The following is a 17,414-nucleotide window of genomic DNA, read 5'->3' as shown; positions in this document are numbered from 1 at the left end:
CCGGCGCCACTGCCAATCGCAAACGCTGGTGATTGACTGAGGAGTGAGCGCCAGATTCCCCCTTCTCCCCTTGTGGGAGAAGGTGGCTTGTCGCAAAGCGACAAGACGGATGAGGGGTGTTCCAGCTTGGCGCTGACGGACGTCGTTGCTCGACCTCAAGCCTCCCCAAACACCCGCTTGAAGATCGTGTCGACATGCTTGGTGTGGTAGCCGAGGTCGAATTTCTCACGGATATCGGCTTCGGAGAGGGCCGCCGTCACGTCCTTGTCGGCAAGCAGTTCCTCCAGGAAATCGGCGCCGTGCTCCCAGACTTTCATGGCGTTGCGCTGCACCAGGCGATAGGCGTCCTCGCGTGACAGGCCGGCCTGCGTCAGCGCCAAGAGCACGCGCTGCGAATRCACCAGGCCGCGGAACTTGTTGAGGTTCTTCTCCATGTTCTCGGGATAGACGAGCAGCTTGTCGACGACGCCGGTCAGACGCGCCAGCGCGAAATCCAGCGTCACCGTCGCATCCGGTCCGATCATGCGCTCGACCGAGGAATGCGAAATGTCGCGTTCGTGCCAGAGGGCCACATCCTCCATGGCCGGCAGCGCCATCGACCRCACCATCCGGGCAAGGCCGGTGAGGTTCTCGGTCAGCACCGGGTTGCGCTTGTGCGGCATGGCCGACGAGCCCTTCTGGCCTGGCGAGAAATACTCTTCCGCTTCCAGCACCTCGGTGCGCTGCAGATGGCGGATCTCGACGGCGAGGCGTTCGACCGACGAGGCGATGACGCCGAGGGTCGCAAAGAACATGGCATGGCGGTCGCGCGGAATGACCTGGGTCGATACCGGCTCCGGCTTCAGCCCGAGCTTTGCCGCCACATGCTCTTCGACATAAGGCTCGATGTTGGCGAAGGTGCCGACCGCGCCGGAGATGGCGCAGGTCGCAATATCCTCGCGCGCGTGCACCAGCCGCTCGCGGCAGCGCGAGAACTCGGCATAGGCCTGCGCCAGCTTGACGCCGAAGGTGGTCGGCTCGGCATGGATGCCGTGGCTGCGGCCGATGGTGACGGTATCCTTGTGCTCGAAAGCACGGCGCTTCAGCGCCGCCAGCAAGGCGTCGATGTCGGCAAGCAGGATGTCGCTGGCCCGCGTCAGCTGCACGRCAAGGCAGGTGTCGAGCACGTCCGACGAGGTCATGCCCTGGTGAATGAAGCGGGCATCCGGCCCGACGAATTCGGCCAAGTGGGTGAGGAAAGCAATGACGTCATGCTTGGTGACGCGCTCGATCTCGTCGATCTTGGCGACGTCGAATTTGGCCGCGCCGCCTTTTTCCCAGATGGTCCTTGCCGCTTCCTTCGGGATGACTCCCAATTCCGCCAGCGCATCGCAGGCATGCGCCTCGATCTCGAACCAGATGCGGAAGCGGGTTTCGGGCGACCAGATGGCGACCATTTCCGGCCGGGAATAGCGAGGGATCATTCGTTTTTTAAGTCYTGCCTAGATAAGCGCTGGCCGCGTCCTAACAGAGGCGGGCCCGATGCTCAACGCCGCCGCCGCGCAAACCAGATGCTGACCCCGACAAGCGCTGCAAAACCCAGCGGAAAATAGAGYCGCACGCCAAGCACGACGAACTGGTAGAGCGCGGTCAGCAGCGTGAAGGCGAACTCGAACGCCCAGGTCAGCGTCAACGCCGGTGCGTGCCACTCGGCATAATAGGAGCGATACTGCAACGCGAACAGGCCGCCGGTGAAGGCGAGCGTTGCCGCCAGAAGCGACACGAACGCCGCGGCGAAGGCCGTTTCCCAATTACGGCCGCGAGAAACCAGCCTTGCCAGCGTCAGCCCAACCGGGAAGGCAAGCAAGCCGCCAAGACCATAGAGCAGCGCAACGAACCGGATCCTGTCGGGTGTCTCCCAGGCGGCCAGCAGAAGATTTGCCAGCGCGCTGGCACCCATGGCTGTGCCCCAGAGCAAGGTTCCGACAGCAGCCTCGCTTGCCGAAGGAATTGCGGGACGGAGCCGATCCATGAGGCCGCGGCGCAACGGGACTTGCTGCAACGGCGTCATAGGTGGCAAATCCCATCGCGCGTCGCGCGACCGGGCAGGCTAGGCGTCATCTGTCTCATCGGCGTCATGCCTATCACGCCATGGTGAACGAGACGTGCCGTGCGATGCATCCAATCCGGCGTTCATTTGTTATTGTCGGTCGTCTCGCATCCGAAAGGGCAAATCGCCATCCAGCGGAGGACCAGCATGAGCACCGACATCAGCAAGATACGCGGACATATGGAAGTGATCGGCGCCGATGGCGTCCATATCGGCACCGTCGACAAGGTCGAGGGTGACCGGATCAAGCTGACCAAGGCCGACAGCGGCATGGGCTCGCATAAGGGCCATCACCACTACATCTCGCTTGCCCTGGTCGCGGAGATCGACGGGCAGAAGGTATGGCTCTCCGCGAATTCGGATGTCGCCGTCACCTTCGAGGAAGAAAAGTCCGATCCGACCTGATCAGCGCGACGACCACACAGGGAACAAATCACCCGCGGCCGGCGTCGCGGCATGGACGCCGCGGCTGATCGCACGCGCCATTGTGGCRCCAGCCGCCGCGAACAGGTCGATCGCGGCATCGGCGCCGAGCTCGATGCCGCTCCTGCCGGTCGCCAGGGCAAAGACCAGATCGCCGTCGGCCGGCGTGTGCGTCGGCCAGATGCCGCGGGCGAAGCCGTCATGCGCCGAAATTGCCAGCCGCTTGGCCGCGGCCTTGCTCAGGACGGCGTCGGTGGCGATGACGGCGATGGTGGTGCTGCCGCCTTCGACCTCGCCGCCGACGCTCCGGTCGCGGTATTTCAGCAGGATCTCCCGGGCGTCCTCGGGCATCTGGGCGGGATAGCCCAGGCCGCCGAACTCGTYGCCGATCTCGAAGGGGGCAGCCCAGAAATGGCGGCTGCGGCCGACCGTCACCGAGCCGGTCGGATTGACGGCGGCGAGCGCGCCGATGGTGACGCCGCTGTCGAGCACGGTCGAGGCGGAGCCCAGCCCGCCTTTCAGCCCGGAGGTCAGCGCGCCGGTCCCGGCGCCAGCCGTGCCGATGGCGAAATCGCCGGTTGCCGCCTGCACGGCCTCATAGCCGAGTTCGCGATAGGGCGGATAGCGACCCCAATCCTTGTCGCCGCCATTGCGCAGGTCGAACAGGATCGCGGCCGGCACGATCGGCACGCGGAAGCCGCCAACCTCGACACCGATGTTTTTCTCGCGCAGCGCCGCCTGCACGCCCGAAGCGGCGTCGAGGCCGAAGGCGGAGCCGCCCGACAGAACGACGGCATGGATCGTCGCGATCGAGTTCTGCGGCTCGAGCAGATCGGTTTCGCGCGTGCCCGGCGCGCCGCCCAGCACCTGGATGCCGGCAACCGCGGGCTCGTCGCACAGCACAACCGTGACGCCCGATTTCAGCCTGGCGTCGGCGGCATTGCCGATGCGGAGGCCGTCAACGTCGGTAATGAGATTACGCGGCCCGGTGCGGAACATCACTTGTCCTCCAGCGGTACGAAATGCGTGCCGTCGAAGCGGAAGACGCGGAACGGGTTCTGGCTGAGATCGCCCTTGTCGTCGAAGCGGACGGTGCCGATCGCGGTTGCGAAATCATGGCCAGTCAGCGCTTCGGCGAGCGRCTGACCGGAGCTTTCCGCGCCGGCCAGCGCGGCCTTGGCGACCTCGACCGCGGCATAGGCCGGCAGCGTATAACCATCCGGCGCGATGTTCTTCGCGGCAAAAGCCTGCACGACCTTTGGATCGGCAACCTCCGACCATTCCGGCGTGGCGATCATCAGCGTGCCGACGGGATAGGGCACATCGCCGGGCGGTGTGCGCAGGTTTTCGCCGCCGGCGAAGGTGATGCYGACATCGAGCTGGGCGGCGTCGCGGCCCATGATCGCGATGTCGTCRCCGTCCCCGCCAGCGAACACTTTTGTTGCGCCGGCCTTCTTCAGCCGGCCGACCAGCCCGATCTGGTTGTCGAGCTGCGGCCGGAACGTGTCGACGAAGACCGGCTTCAAGGCAGCCTGCTCGGCCGCGGCGCGAAAGGTCTCGGCCATCTCGCGGCCATAGATGGTGCCRTCATCGACGATGGCGAACAGGTCGTCGCGCCAGAGCTGGGTAAGCTTGGCGGCAACGGCGTTGCGCTCATCGTCGCCGCGCGGGCCGAGCCGGTAGACCGGCCAGCCGGTCTTGGCGCGCCGGTCGGTCAGGCTTTCGGTGCGCACGCCGACGGTGATGACCGCGATGTTGGCATCCTTCAGGGTGGGCAGCGCGGCCTCGATCGCCTCGGTGCAGAGAAAGCCGACCACGACATTGACTTTGGCGTCGACGAATTCCTTTGCCGCCGCGGCGCCGCCGTCGGCGGTGCAGGCGTCGTCCACGACCTTGATGGCGATGCCGTTTGCTTCCGCCGCCATGCCTGCGCCGGCCTCGATCTGCTTGCCCAGGATAGCCGACGGACCGGAAAGCGGAGCGGCGACGCCGATCACCATCTCGGCGTCGGCGCTCGCGGCCAGCGACAGCCAGAACAGCGCGGCTGATGTCGTCGTGAGGAGACGCATTCGGGCTAAGAGATCCTCCATGCCGGGAATACAGTCCCGACACTATTCCAGGAAATGCCTAAAGGCTGGCTAAGCGCCGCGCAACACGCGAATTTGCGGATTGCAGTCAAGCACTTCGCCCGTGCACTGCAACTTGTGGCGTGCAATATGCCGCCATATATAACGAGCTGGTTTCGACAGGTGGATTATCGGGTGCTGAAGATCAACGATATCGGGCCGCAGCACTATCGCGATGCGATGGCGCATTTTGCCGGCCATGTGCATGTGGTGACGACGGACGGGCCCAGCGGCAAACGGGGCGCGACGGTGATCGCCGCCTGTTCGGTCTCGGACACCCCGCCGACGGTGCTGGTCTGCCTCAACCGCGAGAACGCCAAGAACGATGCTTTCGTCAAGAACGGCAAGTTCGCGCTGAACACACTCGCCTCGGATCAGGAAGCGGTATCGGTCGGCTTTTCCGGCGTCACCGGCCTGCCGGCGGAAGAGCGCTTCGCGCTGGCCGAGTGGGATGTGATCTCGACCGGCGCGCCGACCCTGAAAGGCGCGCTTGCCGTGTTCGACTGCGAGATCATCGATGCCAAGGATTTGGCCACCCACCGTGTGCTTTTTGGTAAGGTGACAGGCCTGCGCATCGGCGATAATTTGCGGCCGCTGATCTACCATAACCGCGGCTATCACGTTCTTTGAAACGGGCGGGCGGGATCCACGGAGACGAGATGACCGCGCCGCGCCCCGCGCCGAAATCGATCGACGAAACGCTCGATCTTTTGACCGGCGCGGACTATGTCGCGGACCGCTCGCTGGCGACCGTGCTGTTTTTATCGCTGCGCATGAAGCGGCCCTTGTTCCTCGAAGGCGAGGCGGGCGTCGGCAAGACCGAGATCGCCAAGGTGCTGGCCGACGCGCTCGGCCGCCGGCTGATCCGCCTGCAATGCTATGAGGGGCTTGACGTCTCCTCGGCCGTCTATGAGTGGAACTACGCCGCTCAGATGATCGAAATCCGCATGGAGGAGGCGGCGGGCAAGGTCGTGCGCTCCGACATGGAGCGCAATGTCTTTTCCGAGAAATACCTGATCCGCCGCCCGGTGCTCGACGCGCTGACCGGCAAGGCTGGCGCCGCCCCGGTCTTCCTGATCGACGAGCTCGACCGCACCGACGAAGCGTTCGAGGCGTTCCTGCTCGAGATTTTGTCGGACTTCCAGGTGACTGTCCCTGAACTCGGTACGATCAAGGCGGAAGAGCCGCCGATCGTCATCATCACCACCAATCGCACGCGCGAGATCCACGACGCGTTGAAGCGGCGTTGCCTCTATCATTGGGTCGACTACCCGAACGCCGAGCGCGAGCTGGAGATCGTGCGGCGTAAGGTGCCGCAGGCGAACCGCCGGCTGTCGGCGGAGGTCGTGTCCTTCATCCAGAAACTGCGCCAGGTCGAGCTGTTCAAGGCGCCCGGCGTCGCCGAGACCATCGACTGGGCCGGCGCGCTCACCGAGCTCGACAAGGTGGCGCTTGATCCGGAGACCGTGTCCGACACGATCGGCGTGCTTTTGAAATACCAGGACGACATTGCCCGTATCGGCGAGGGCGAGGGCCGGCGCATCCTCAATGAGGTGAAGGCCGAGCTGTCGGCGGCGGAGTAGATGCGATGCCGTCGCCGCGCCTAGAACCCAAGGAGGCGACAGCCGATGGGCGCATCGCCGACAACATCGTCTATTTCGCGCGGGCGCTGCGCAAGGCCGGCATGCGCGTCGGCCCGGCCTCGGTGAAGGACGCCATCGAGGCGGTGCTTGCCGCCGGCATCGGCTCGCGTGACGATTTCTACTGGACGCTGCATGCGGTGCTGGTCTCGCGGCACGAGGATCATCCGGTCTTCGACGAGGCTTTCCGCCTGTTCTGGAAATCGCGCGAGTTGATCGAGAAGCTGCTGGCGATGTTTTCGCCGATCGCGCCGGACAACGCTGAAAAGCAGAAGCCGCGGGTGGCCGAAAACCGCGTCAGCCAGGCGATGTTCGAAGGCCACCACAAGAACCAGCCGATGCGAGAGGTGCCGGAGATCGAAGTCGACGCGCGCCTCACCTTTTCCGGCAACGAGGTGCTGCGGGGCAAGGATTTCGCCCAGATGGATGCGGCGGAGATGGCCGAAGCCAAAAAGGCGATCGCGGCTTTGCGGCTGCCCTTCGATCTCGTCCGCACGCGGCGCTTCAAGGCCGACGCGCAGGGGCGCCGCATCGACCCGCGCGCGATGATGCGTTCGGCTGCGCGCACCGGCGGCCAGCTTATCCTGCCGAAATTCCGCTCGCCGCGCGAAGTGCATCCGCCGCTGGTGGTGCTGGCCGATATTTCCGGCTCGATGAGCCAGTACACGCGCATCTTCCTGCATTTCCTGCACGCGCTGACGGAGAAGCGTCGCCGTGTGCATGCCTTCGTCTTCGGCACCCGGCTGACCAAHCTGACCCGCCAGATGCGACATCGCGATCCGGACGAGGYGCTGGCCGAGTGCTCGGCGGCGRTGAAGGACTGGTCGGGCGGCACACGCATCGGCGATACACTTGCCGAATTCAATCGGCTGTGGTCGCGGCGCGTGCTGGGGCAGGGCGCCGTGGYGCTTCTCATCACCGACGGGCTGGAGCGCGACGACGTCGCCGGCCTGTCGCAGGAGATGGAGCGGCTGCATAAATCCTGCCGGCGGCTGATCTGGCTCAATCCGCTGTTGCGCTTCGACGGCTTCGAGGCGCGCGCGCGCGGCGTCAAGGCGATGCTGCCCTATGTCGACGAGTTCCGGGCGGTGCACAATCTCGATGCGCTGGCCGATCTCTGCGCCTCGCTCGACCAGCACCCGGCAGCCGCGGTAGACCCGCGCCGCTGGCTGCAAACTGGCGGGAGGCGTGCCGCGTAGCCATATGTTTCCTTAGGGGGAACTGAAGTTCCCCTGAAAAACCGATTTTGTGAGAAGCGACGATGGATGAGAGCATTTATCTCGACGAGGCCCGCGATCCCCTGATCATCGCGGAAGGCTGGATGAAGGACGGCAAGGATGTCGCCATCGCGACCGTGGTCGAGACCTGGGGTTCGGCGCCGCGTCCGGTCGGCAGCCATCTTGTCATCGACGCCGAGGGGAACTTCCATGGTTCGGTCTCCGGCGGCTGCGTGGAGGGCGCCGTGGTGACGGAGGCGATCGATGTCATCGACAGCGGCAAGGCGAAGATGCTGGAGTTCGGCGTCGCCGACGAAACCGCCTGGCAGGTCGGGCTGTCCTGCGGCGGCCGCATCAAGGTCTATGTCGAAAGGCTGGGCTGACCGTCGTGGATCCGTATGTCCTGAAGACACTGAACGAAGAACGCCGCGCCCGCCGCGCCGCGGTGCTTGTCACCGACCTTGGCGATGGCCGCGACCGCATCGTGCGCGAGGGCGACCAGGTTGCGGGCGATCTTGGGGCGGCGATCGCCAATGCGTTCCGCACCGGCAATTCGCGGTCGGTGGAAGCGGAAGGGCGGACCTTCTTCCTCAACGCGCATCTGCCGCGCCCGCGCCTTGTGGTGATCGGCGCGGTGCATATCAGCCAGGCGCTGGCGCCGATGGCCAGGATCGCCGGCTATCCCGTCGAGATCATCGATCCGCGCACTGCGTTTGCCACGCCGGAGCGCTTTCCGGACGTCGCGCTGCATGCCGAATGGCCGGAGGATGTGCTGAAGCGCGCGCCGCTCGACAGCTATACCGCGCTTGCCGCCGTCACCCATGATCCGAAGATCGACGATTTCGCGCTGAAGGCGGCGCTCGACGCCCGGTGCTTCTATGTCGGGGCGCTCGGCAGCCGCAAAACCCACGCCAAACGTGTCGAACGCCTGCTGGCGCTTGGCGCCGGCGCCGACCAGATCGCCCGCATCCATGCGCCGATCGGCCTCGACATCGGCGCGGCCAGTCCGGCCGAGATCGCCGTCGCCGTCCTGGCGCAAACCATCCACGCCTTCCGCTCGCGCGGCCTCGAAGCAAAAGGCGCCGTGGCGTGAAATTCGGGCCGGTTCCGATCGATGAGGCGGAAGGGGCGGTGCTGGCGCATGCGACCGCCGCCGGCGACAAACGGTTCCGCAAAGCGCACCGGCTGAGCAGCGAGGATATCGCGGCGCTCAAGGCGGCGGGCATCGGCGAGGTCGTCGCCGCGGTGCTCGCCGAGGACGATCTCGGCGAGGACGCCGCCGCCGCGAAGATCGCCGCCGCCATGAGTCATCGCAACATCGAGGTCAAGCCGGCCGCGACCGGGCGGGTGAACCTGCATGCGGGTGCCTCAGGCGTGTTTACCGTCGATGCCGGGATGATCGATGCCATCAATGCCGTCGATCCGGCCATCACCATCGCGACGCTGGCGCAGCATGCGCCGGTCGAGAAGGGCCAGATGGTGGCGACGGTGAAGATCATTCCCTTCGCCGTCGCCGCCAGCCTGGTGGACAGCGTGGTGAGGATCTGCGGCGGTCGTGAGATATTTGCCGTCAACGCCTATCGCCCCGTCACCGTCGGCGTCATTCAGACGGTGCTTCCAGGCGTCAAGCCGAGCGTGCTCGACAAGACGCTGCGCGTCACCGAGGCGCGGTTGGCGCGTTCCGGCGGCCGGCTGACGGCCGAGCGGCGCACGCCGCACGAGATTGCGCCGGTCGCGGCGGCCGCAGCCCAGCTGGCGCGCGACAACGATATGGTGGTGATCTTCGGGGCCTCGGCCATGAGCGACTTCGCCGATGTCGTGCCGGCCGCGATCGAGCGCGCAGGCGGCACGGTCGTCCGCGCGGGCATGCCGGTCGATCCCGGCAATCTGCTGGTGCTGGGGACGCTGGACGGCAAGCGCGTCGTCGGCGCGCCCGGCTGTGCCCGCAGCCCGAAGGAGAACGGCTTCGACTGGGTGCTCGATCGCCTGGTTGCCGGGCTCGAGGTGACAGCAGGCGATATTGCCGGCATGGGCGTCGGCGGGCTGTTGATGGAAATCCCGACCAGGCCGCAGCCGCGCGAGCCGGCGCCGCAACCGGCGAGGTCGGCGCTGAAAGTCGATATCGTGCTGCTGGCCGCCGGCCGGTCGAGCCGCATGGGTGGGCCGAACAAGCTTCTGGCGCTGTTCGACGGCGAGCCGCTGGTCCGCCGTACCGCCTCCCGCGCGCTGGGCTCGAAGGCCGCGGCCACCATCGTCGTCACTGGTCACCAGCGCGAACGCGTGCGTTCGGCGCTTGGCGGGCTCGAGGTGGAACTCGCGGACAATCCCGATTTCGCCGACGGCCTTGCCTCGTCGTTGAAGGCGGGCATCGCCAAGGTCGCGCCCGACGCGGCCGGCGCCATGATCGTGCTTGGCGACATGCCCGGCGTCTCGTCGAAGGACCTCGACAGCCTGATCGATGCGTTCCGCCGTTCCGGCGGTCACGCCGTAGTGCGCGCCTCGCATCAGGGCAAGCGCGGCAATCCGGTGCTTTTGCCGCGATCGCTTTTCGCGGCCGTCGCGCAGCTCGAGGGCGATACCGGCGCGCGCCATCTGGTCGAGGCCGAGGGACTCGATGTGATCGATGTCGAGATCGGGCAGGGCGCCGCGATCGATGTCGACACGCGCGAGGCGCTGGAAGGGGCGGGCGGCGTTCTGCAGGATTGACAAAGCAGAGCCGAATTTCGCATGCCTCTAGGCATGTTTTTCCGCTTCCTCTTCGCCCTGCTCGTTGCAATCGGTTTTGCCGTCCAGGCTGCCCATAGCCAGACGCTTTCTCTGAAACCGTTCAAGGACGACCTGTTCGCCTATCCGGCGGCGCTCTCGACCGGCGACAATGGCGCCTACACCGTCCTCGACTATCATGAGATGCGCGACATCAACCAGCGTGACGAGGTGCCGGAAAAGCGCGTGCGTGCGCAATACACCGACCCAGGTGTGCGCAAGGTGCAGCAGGACCTGATGCTGAAGACCGACGCCGGCGATATCAGGCATGTCGCGGTCGGCAGGACGGAAGGCGCCTCCATCATCGTGCTCTACCTGCACGGGCAAGGCGGCAGCCGCAAGCAAGGCGTCGACGACTTCACCTTCGGCGGCAATTTCAACCGTATCAAGAACCTGATGGCCGCCAATAACGGCCTCTATCTGTCGCCCGATTTCCCCGATTTCGGCGACAAGGGCGCGGCGCAGGTCGCGGCGCTCATCGGTCACTATGCCCAACAATCGCCGGGCGCGAAGATATTCGTCGCCTGCGGTTCGATGGGCGGGATGATCTGCTGGAAGCTGGCGGATCGAAAGGACACGGGCAGCCGCATCAACGGCCTGCTGCTGCTCGGCTCGCTATGGGACGACAGCTTCTTGACCAGCCCCGCCTTCAAGCGCCGCGTGCCGGTTTTCTTCGGCCAGGGCAGCCATGACGTGGTCTTCCCAGTGGAGAAGCAGGAAGCCTYCTTCCGCTCGATCTTGGCCAAGAAGTCTTACCCGACCCGTTTCGTGCGCTTCGAGACCGGCACGCACGGCACGCCGATCCGCATGGTCGACTGGCGCGGCGCGCTGAACTGGATGCTGACGAAAGCGCCCTGATCAACGGTTCCGCGTTCAAGGGGCGGTGTTGTAGTCGATGACCGTCTGCGGGTTGATCTCGCCGTCATAGGACGCATCGACGTCATACTGGACGAGCGAGAAATCGCCGTTGCGGAACAGGTAGGTTCCCGATGACGAGGCATCCCCCACGCCGCGCCATTTGTTGGACGTGGTGATGGTTTTGGTATTGTCGTCATAGTCGGAGTTGGTCGCCCAGCCGCTGGTCTTGAAACCAATGATGTGGATCGATTCGACCTTGCCTTCGCTGTTGTTGTTCTCGTAGCGGATGTCGAGGTCCGGCTCGGTGAATTGCAGCTGGGTCACGCCGTTGACATCGTCGGCGATGTAGTAGACCGCCGTCTCGTTATAGGCGGCCATCGAGCAGAAGAAGCGGAACAGCCGCGTCTCGCGCTCCGGGTCGTTGGGCTGGGCGTCCTTGTCCTTGTAGTGGATGGAGTAAGCCTCGGGCTCGCCGATCGGCTTGCCGTTCGGATCCTCCTTGTCGCACTGGTCGCCATAGGTAGCGAGGAAGGCTTTCCTGGCCTGTTCCAGCGCCTCGTCCTTCTTCGGCGGCGGAGGGCCGTCGCCACAGCTTGCCGGCACGGCGCTGTCGAAATCCTCGGTCGACGRCTTCAGCGTGCCCTTGTCGATGAAGATCGGCTGGAAGGGCGGCTCCTGGATCTGCGCGTTGACCYGGCGGACCGTGTAGCAGCCGGCGAAAATCTTGGCCTCGCCCTTCTTGTCGGTTGCCTGAATGGCGACCGGGACGCTGTAATAGATGCTGCCGGCCGCCCCTTCGTTCGACACGGCGCCAGTCTTGACTTCAACGCTGTCGGTGCCGTCATAACCCTTGACGAAGGCGTTGAAGTCCTTTGCCGGCTTCGTGTCGCCGAAATAGCCCCAGGCGCGGGCGAATTCGTGGCGATTGATGGCGCTGTAGAGCGAACGGACGACCGCATCGGCGCTTGACCGGTCATCGATATAGGGCGCATCCRCCGCGAGCGCCGATTGCGTGAAGCCGGCCACTGAAAAAAAGACGGTCGCTGCGAAAACGGCTCTTTTCATCGAATCCTCCGCTCGGTAACGAAAATACTACCATGGCGATTGCGGCGGCGTGGTGACGCCATGGGCAGGGCCGCTTGAAGAATCGTGGCGGGAGGCGCTAGGTCACGGCCCGCGGCGCTGGGGCCGCATGGGGAGATTGCCCGTGACCATTTCCATGTACGACATATCGGTCGGCGTGTTTGCCGCCAGGCTGAAGGCGCTAGCCAGCGTCCTGACCGCGGCGGAGCAGAATGCCGGCGAGCGCAAGATCGATCCGCAGGTGTTCCTCACCGCGCGGCTGGCGCCCRACATGTTCGCGCTGACCAGGCAGGTCCAGACCGCCACCGACCATGCCAAGGGCGCGCCRTCGCGGCTGGCCGGCCGCGAGGTGCCGAGATACGAGGACAATGAAGCGAGCTTCGCCGAGCTGCAGGCCCGAATCGCCAAGACGCTTGATCATCTGGCGACGTTTACGGCGGCCGATCTGGAAGGATCGGAAGACAGGACGATCGAATTGAGGCTTGGCGGTCGCGAGACCACGCTGCCCGGCCTGCAGTACCTGCTCAACGTGGCGACGCCGAATTTCTACTTCCACGTTACCACGGCCTACGACATCCTGCGCCACAATGGCGTGCCGCTCGGCAAGCAGACTTTCCTCGGAAATCRCTGACTTTTGAACCGGTTGGAGGTTTCCCGGCATCCCGGGAAACCYCTTTGGTTCAGCGCGGCCTCAGCGGATCGACATTTCACGCGCGATGCGCGGAAAATCCGCAGGCTTGATGCCGATATCGGCGCGGTCGGCATTGCTCATCGCGTTCAGAAGCGCGAGCGCCGCACGGTAACGCTGGTGTTCCTGCGGCCTCGGCCGAGCGAACATTTCAGTGAAGAACCCCATGACTCAATTGCCCCTGTTGGTCCTCCCGACATCACGATATAGGTGATTTGCTAAGATTGTGCAGTGCAGCAATTGCATGGCTGCCATGCCGGATGAAATTTTTTCCGCCACAATCGATTTTTCCGTGAAACTTTCCGGTGGGCTCGATCGTAGGGACCGGTGCCGGCTCATGGCCGGCTTTTTCCTCGCCACTCCTGGCGACCCTGCCGGGCTGCCAGAAAATGCAGTCCGGCTTTTTCCCGTCTTTCCGAGCGCAAAGCCGCCAATTGTCAGTGTCGCCAGCATTCATTTTTAACGACAGCGCCCTATGTTCGGCGGCATCAACGCATGCCGTCATCACAGGGGAGGCTGAGATCGGTACCGGGACCAAGCTCGATTTCGCTTCGTTGCTCGACGACCTGATCGTCGCCTCGGAGAAAGGCGAGGAGCAGGGCGCCCGGCCATCTATTCCCTTCGACTATCTGTCCGTGGCCGATGAGCTGCATTCCGGCCGCATCAAGGTTGCCGGCGAGAGTGTCGCCGCCGAATATCGCGAGTCGGGCGCCGACCTTGCGGCTGAGTTCGCGGCACTGCTCGACCAGGCGAAACTGACGCTGGCCGGCGAAGAACACCGGCCTGAGGAGAAGCTGCCGCCGATCGATCCCGAAGCGATCGCCGGCGAGCTCGGCCTCGACCGTCCGGCCAAGAACGCCGATTTCGGCCGCATCCGCCGCAACTTCGCCTTCGCCAACCATCCGGACCGGGTCGCGCCGCATCTGCGCCAGCGCGCCATGATCCGCATGCAGGTGGCCAACATGCTGATCGACGAGGCCAAGCGGCGGGCTTTGGCGGCAACACGTCGGTAGCCGCGCTGAATCCTTAAAAAGTCGATGGCCGCAGGGGCTTGGAGAAGCCGCGGCCTGTGCTTTATGCTTGAATTTCCTCCCCGCGCAGCCCGCGCAAGACCTCCCGCCGGAGAACCCCCATGCATAAACGCCGCCTCGGTCGGACCGACCTCCTTGTTTCGCAAATCTGCCTCGGCTCGATGACCTGGGGTCAGCAGAACACCGAGGCCGAGGGCCACGCCCAGATGGATCTGGCGTTCTCGCGCGGCGTGAATTTCATCGACACGGCCGAGCTTTACCCGATCCCGCCCAAGGCGGAGACGCAAGGACGGACCGAGAAGACCATCGGCAGCTGGATGAAGGCCAATCGCAACCGCGACAAGGTCATCCTTGCCTCCAAGGTCGTCGGCCGCACGGCCAACGCGTGGTTCCGCGGCGATCGTCCGTCGAAGCTGGTGCGCGCCGACATTTTCGACGCTGTCGAGAAATCGCTGGCCAAGCTCGGCACCGACTACATCGACCTCTATCAGATCCACTGGCCGGACCGGGATATTCCGTGGGGCTCGAATCCGACGCGCGTGGGAGCGGTGGCGCGGCGCGCGGATGCGGCAGGTGCTCCGGGAGACGAGACGCCGATCGCCGAAACGCTCGCCGTCTTCGATGAACTGGTGAAGGCCGGAAAGATCCGCCATCTCGGCCTGTCGAACGAAAGCTCCTGGGGCGTCATGCGCTTCGTCTTCGAAGCCGAGAAGGGCACGGGTCCACGCGTCGCCTCGCTGCAGAACGCCTACAACCTCGTCAACCGCACGTTCGAGGTGAACCTCGCCGAGGTTTGCGAGCGCGAGGAGATCGCGTTTCTTCCCTATTCGCCGCTGGCGCAGGGCTATCTCACCGGCAAATACGATCATGGCGCGCGGCCGCAGGGTTCGCGCTCGCAGCTCTTCAACCGCGGCCAGCGCTACGAGACGTCGAATGCGGCGGAAGTGCTGCTTCAATACACCGAGCTGGCGCGTTCCTTCGACATGGAGCCGGCGCTCTTCGCCAACGCCTATGTGGCGAGCCGGCCGTTCGTGACCGCGAATATCGTCGGCGCGACCACCATCGCGCAGCTCGAGATGGCGCTGTCCTCGGTCGACGTCACCTGGACGGAAGAGATGCAGAAGGCGGTCGATGCCATCCACCAGCGTGTCGGCAATCCGTGCCCTTGAGCGGGAATCGTTTGCAAAACAAAGGGGTGGAGAAGATGGCAGATTTTCCGATCGAGGCCGTGCGCGGCAAGTTTCCGGCGCTCTCGCTGACCGATAAAGGGCGCCGGCGCATCTATCTCGATAATCCCGCCGGCACGCAGGTGCCGCTGACGGTGGCCGACGCGGTGTCGCGCTGCCTGCTCTCGACCAACGCGAACCTGGGTGGGTTCTTTGAGACCACGCTTGCGGCCCAAAAGGCGGTCGATGGGGCGCATGCCGCGATGGCCGATTTCCTCAATGCTGCGAGTGCCGAGGAGATCGTCATCGGCGCCAACATGACGACGCYGACCTATCACATGTCGCGCACGCTTGGCCGCACGATGAATCCCGGCGATGAAATCATCGTCACGCGCATGGACCATGAAGGCAATGTCTCGCCCTGGTTGCAGCTCGCCGAGGATCTCGGCCTTGTCGTGCGCTTCCTGCCGTTCGACGAGCGGAGCTGGCAGGTGGAGGAGACAGCGCTCAAGGCGCTGCTTTCGGACAAGACGCGCCTCGTCGCGCTGAACTATGCCTCCAACCTCACCGGCTCGATCAACCGGGTGAAGGCGCTGACGGCGGCAGCTAAACAAGCCGGCGCGCTGGTCTATGTCGATGCCGTGCAGTTCGCGCCGCATGGGCTGATCGACGTGCAGGAACTTGGCTGCGACTTCCTCATCTGCTCGGCCTATAAATTCTTCGGGCCGCATATGGGCATATTGTGGGGCCGCCGCGATGTCATCGACGCGCTGAAACCGTACAAATGCCGCTGCTCTTCGAACGTCCTGCCCGAGCGGTTCGAGYTTGGCACGCCGCAGATCGAGCTGATGGCCGGGCTGACGGCGGCAATCGACTATTTCGCAGATATCGGCGCTGCCGCCGGCGAGGGCGGCTCACGCCGGCAGYGTATCGCCAAGGCGTTCGAGGTTTCGATCGCCTACGAGAACACGCTTGCCCGGCAATTGATCGAGGGCCTGTCCGACATCGAGGGCCTGGTCATCCACGGCATCACCGATCCGGAGCGTCTCGCCGAGCGGGTGCCGACCATTTCCTTCACCGTCGAGGGCATCGAGCCGGAAACGATCGTGCGGCAGATGAATGCCGAGAACATCTTTGTCTGGTCAGGCCACAATTATGCGTGGGAGGTCGTCCACCAACTCGGCATTCCGGCCGAGCAGGGCGTCGTGCGCATCGGCATCGCGCATTACAACACGGCTGCCGAGATCGGAGAGACGCTGGAAAGCGCGCATCGCGTGATCGCGATGCTGAGGCAGCAGCGCTAGTCTTTCTTGCCGCCGAAACCGGTCAGGAAGGCTGTGAGGTTGTCGCCGAGCGCATCGCAGAGATAGCCGCCTTCCTGGACGATGACCGTCGGCAGGTCGAGCCCGGCTATCGCCTCGCCGATGCGCGAGAAGCCCGGCGTCGTCACCGACAGGCCACCGAACGGATCGCCCTCGAAAGCGTCGAGGCCGAGCGCCACCACAAGCGCTTCCGGCGCGAAGGCGCGGATGCGCTGGAAGGCCGTCGCCAGCGCTTCGAGAAAGGCCGTGTCGCCGGATTTGCGCGGCAGCGGCAAGTTGAGATTGTAGCCGAGGCCGGGACCTTCGCCGCGCTCGTCGGCATGTCCCCAGAAGAACGGATAGAAGCGCACCGGATCGGCGTGCAGCGAGACGGTCAGCACATCGGGACGGGCATAGAAGATGCCTTGCGTGCCGTTGCCGTGGTGCAGGTCGACATCGAGGATGGCGACGCGGGCGGAATTCTTGCGGAGAACCTGAGCCGCGACGGCCGAATTGTTGATGAAGCAGAAGCCGCCGGCGACATCGGCGAAGGCGTGATGGCCCGGCGGGCGGCAGAGCGCATAGGCCGACGGCGCGCCGGCCATCACCGCTTCGGCGGCTTCCACCGCGCTCCAGGCGCTCCACAACGCGCTGTTCCAGGTCTCGGCCGAGATTGGGCAGGCGGTGTCGGCCATGTGGTAGCCGGCCTGGCCGACCGCCGTGGCCGGATAGGAGCCGTTGCGGGCGATCGGGTGGATGTTCGGGATCACCTCCGCCGATGCGCCTTCGATGCGCTGCCAGCGCGTGAAAATGTGCTCGAGGAAGTCGAGATATTCAGGCGTATGCACCGCCGCGACCGGACCAAGCCCATGATTCCTCGGGCGTTCGACCGTCAATCCTGCCAATCTTGCGCCGGCTAACAATCTTTCGATCCGCTCCGGCTTTTCCGGGTTCGGCTGCGGCGCGCCGCTGGAGAGGAAAGCCTTGGGATCATGGCGTTTCTGTTCCTCGGCATAGAAGGCTTTCATC

20 protein-coding genes are annotated in these 17,414 nt (G+C 64.9%); 13 read left to right on the top strand and 7 right to left on the bottom strand.

Translation table 11 applies throughout. From position 1 onward, the window contains the following. Positions 1 to 155: 155 nt before the first annotated feature. Both purB and LCM4576_RS30505 read right to left on the bottom strand, forming a co-directional pair. Entirely contained in the window at positions 156 to 1,463 is a 1,308-nt protein-coding gene (purB, locus tag LCM4576_RS30510) for an adenylosuccinate lyase (RefSeq protein WP_071036103.1), read from the bottom strand. Positions 1,464 to 1,525: 62 nt separating this feature from the next. After that, entirely contained in the window at positions 1,526 to 1,939 is a 414-nt protein-coding gene (locus tag LCM4576_RS30505; RefSeq protein WP_116390144.1) for a hypothetical protein, read from the bottom strand. A gap of 297 nt (positions 1,940 to 2,236) precedes the next feature. Between LCM4576_RS30505 and LCM4576_RS30500 the strand changes: the two genes are divergently transcribed. After that, complete coding sequence (locus LCM4576_RS30500; protein WP_040982323.1) at positions 2,237 to 2,494, top strand: DUF2171 domain-containing protein; 258 nt, start codon at positions 2,237 to 2,239, stop codon at positions 2,492 to 2,494. On the opposite strand, the gene LCM4576_RS30495 is transcribed toward LCM4576_RS30500, so the two are convergent. Together LCM4576_RS30495 and LCM4576_RS30490 are read right to left on the bottom strand one after the other, a co-directional pair. After that, complete coding sequence (locus tag LCM4576_RS30495) at positions 2,495 to 3,511, bottom strand: P1 family peptidase (protein ID WP_071036101.1); 1,017 nt, start codon at positions 3,509 to 3,511, stop codon at positions 2,495 to 2,497. Beyond that, positions 3,511 to 4,581 (bottom strand): branched-chain amino acid ABC transporter substrate-binding protein, encoded by a 1,071-nt coding sequence (locus LCM4576_RS30490; protein WP_116398050.1) that lies wholly within the window; start codon positions 4,579 to 4,581, stop codon positions 3,511 to 3,513. Before LCM4576_RS30490 ends, LCM4576_RS30495 begins: the two co-directional genes overlap by 1 nt. 192 nt (positions 4,582 to 4,773) lie before the next feature. On the opposite strand from LCM4576_RS30490, the gene LCM4576_RS30485 reads away from it, so the two are divergent. The 7 genes from LCM4576_RS30485 (at position 4,774) to LCM4576_RS30455 (ending at position 11,116) form a co-directional block, all read left to right on the top strand. Continuing rightward, positions 4,774 to 5,268, top strand: coding sequence for a flavin reductase (locus tag LCM4576_RS30485; RefSeq protein WP_071036107.1), 495 nt, complete (start codon positions 4,774 to 4,776; stop codon positions 5,266 to 5,268). 29 nt (positions 5,269 to 5,297) lie between these two features. Continuing rightward, positions 5,298 to 6,221, top strand: coding sequence for a MoxR family ATPase (locus tag LCM4576_RS30480; RefSeq protein ID WP_041008673.1), 924 nt, complete (start codon positions 5,298 to 5,300; stop codon positions 6,219 to 6,221). A 5-nt stretch (positions 6,222 to 6,226) separates the two neighbouring features. Then, positions 6,227 to 7,477, top strand: coding sequence for a VWA domain-containing protein (locus tag LCM4576_RS30475; protein ID WP_071036099.1), 1,251 nt, complete (start codon positions 6,227 to 6,229; stop codon positions 7,475 to 7,477). Between the two features lie 62 nt (positions 7,478 to 7,539). After that, positions 7,540 to 7,878: an XdhC family protein gene (locus LCM4576_RS30470; protein ID WP_040981220.1), complete on the top strand. Its 339-nt coding sequence runs from the start codon at positions 7,540 to 7,542 to the stop codon at positions 7,876 to 7,878. Positions 7,879 to 7,883: 5 nt separating this feature from the next. Further along, positions 7,884 to 8,588, top strand: coding sequence for an XdhC family protein (locus LCM4576_RS30465; RefSeq protein ID WP_071036098.1), 705 nt, complete (start codon positions 7,884 to 7,886; stop codon positions 8,586 to 8,588). Then, positions 8,585 to 10,201, top strand: coding sequence for an NTP transferase domain-containing protein (locus tag LCM4576_RS30460; RefSeq protein WP_071036097.1), 1,617 nt, complete (start codon positions 8,585 to 8,587; stop codon positions 10,199 to 10,201). The genes LCM4576_RS30465 and LCM4576_RS30460 overlap by 4 nt, the downstream gene beginning before the upstream one ends. Positions 10,202 to 10,234: 33 nt before the next feature. Beyond that, complete coding sequence (locus LCM4576_RS30455) at positions 10,235 to 11,116, top strand: phospholipase (protein WP_071036096.1); 882 nt, start codon at positions 10,235 to 10,237, stop codon at positions 11,114 to 11,116. A 15-nt stretch (positions 11,117 to 11,131) separates the two neighbouring features. On the opposite strand, the gene LCM4576_RS30450 is transcribed toward LCM4576_RS30455, so the two are convergent. Next, on the bottom strand, positions 11,132 to 12,181 hold the full coding sequence (locus LCM4576_RS30450) for a DUF1176 domain-containing protein (RefSeq protein WP_071036095.1): 1,050 nt from the start codon (positions 12,179 to 12,181) through the stop codon (positions 11,132 to 11,134). 142 nt (positions 12,182 to 12,323) lie between these two features. Here LCM4576_RS30450 and LCM4576_RS30445 point away from each other — a divergent pair, with 142 nt between their 5' ends. Then, entirely contained in the window at positions 12,324 to 12,830 is a 507-nt protein-coding gene (locus LCM4576_RS30445; protein ID WP_071036094.1) for a DUF1993 family protein, read from the top strand. 60 nt (positions 12,831 to 12,890) lie between these two features. Here LCM4576_RS30445 and LCM4576_RS35450 read toward each other — a convergent pair whose 3' ends face one another. Further along, entirely contained in the window at positions 12,891 to 13,055 is a 165-nt protein-coding gene (locus LCM4576_RS35450) for a DUF1127 domain-containing protein (protein ID WP_082037063.1), read from the bottom strand. 76 nt (positions 13,056 to 13,131) lie between these two features. Here LCM4576_RS35450 and LCM4576_RS36440 point away from each other — a divergent pair, with 76 nt between their 5' ends. From LCM4576_RS36440 to LCM4576_RS30430, 4 genes are all read left to right on the top strand, one after another. Next, positions 13,132 to 13,350, top strand: a complete 219-nt coding sequence (locus LCM4576_RS36440; RefSeq protein ID WP_131803326.1) for a hypothetical protein — start codon at positions 13,132 to 13,134, stop codon at positions 13,348 to 13,350. Positions 13,351 to 13,441: 91 nt separating this feature from the next. Then, positions 13,442 to 13,900, top strand: a complete 459-nt coding sequence (locus LCM4576_RS30440; RefSeq protein WP_082037062.1) for a hypothetical protein — start codon at positions 13,442 to 13,444, stop codon at positions 13,898 to 13,900. Positions 13,901 to 14,019: 119 nt separating this feature from the next. Further along, complete coding sequence (locus LCM4576_RS30435) at positions 14,020 to 15,087, top strand: aldo/keto reductase (RefSeq protein WP_071036093.1); 1,068 nt, start codon at positions 14,020 to 14,022, stop codon at positions 15,085 to 15,087. A gap of 35 nt (positions 15,088 to 15,122) precedes the next feature. Then, positions 15,123 to 16,388 carry a cysteine desulfurase-like protein gene (locus LCM4576_RS30430; RefSeq protein ID WP_071036106.1) on the top strand — a complete coding sequence of 422 codons (1,266 nt, stop codon included), beginning with the start codon at positions 15,123 to 15,125 and terminating at the stop codon, positions 16,386 to 16,388. On the opposite strand, the gene LCM4576_RS30425 is transcribed toward LCM4576_RS30430, so the two are convergent. Continuing rightward, the gene (locus LCM4576_RS30425; protein WP_071036092.1) at positions 16,385 to 17,413 is read right to left on the bottom strand and encodes a histone deacetylase family protein; all 1,029 of its coding nucleotides are present in this window, start codon (positions 17,411 to 17,413) and stop codon (positions 16,385 to 16,387) included. The genes LCM4576_RS30430 and LCM4576_RS30425 overlap by 4 nt on opposite strands. Between the last annotated feature and the right edge of the window lies 1 nt (position 17,414).

Source organism: Mesorhizobium sp. LCM 4576 (assembly GCF_001854815.1).
Taxonomy (GTDB): Bacteria; Pseudomonadota; Alphaproteobacteria; order Rhizobiales; family Rhizobiaceae; genus Mesorhizobium; species Mesorhizobium plurifarium.
This window is presented reverse-complemented; position numbering and strand designations above follow the sequence as displayed.

Coding starts and splice junctions, on each gene's coding strand:
- LCM4576_RS30500 (WP_040982323.1), top strand. CDS start 2,237: ATGAGCACCGACATCAGCAAGATACGCGGACATATGGAAGTGATCGGC.
- LCM4576_RS30480 (WP_041008673.1), top strand. CDS start 5,298: ATGACCGCGCCGCGCCCCGCGCCGAAATCGATCGACGAAACGCTCGAT.
- LCM4576_RS30470 (WP_040981220.1), top strand. CDS start 7,540: ATGGATGAGAGCATTTATCTCGACGAGGCCCGCGATCCCCTGATCATC.
- LCM4576_RS35450 (WP_082037063.1), bottom strand. CDS start 13,055: ATGGGGTTCTTCACTGAAATGTTCGCTCGGCCGAGGCCGCAGGAACAC.
- LCM4576_RS36440 (WP_131803326.1), top strand. CDS start 13,132: ATGGCTGCCATGCCGGATGAAATTTTTTCCGCCACAATCGATTTTTCC.
- LCM4576_RS30435 (WP_071036093.1), top strand. CDS start 14,020: ATGCATAAACGCCGCCTCGGTCGGACCGACCTCCTTGTTTCGCAAATC.
- LCM4576_RS30425 (WP_071036092.1), bottom strand. CDS start 17,413: ATGAAAGCCTTCTATGCCGAGGAACAGAAACGCCATGATCCCAAGGCT.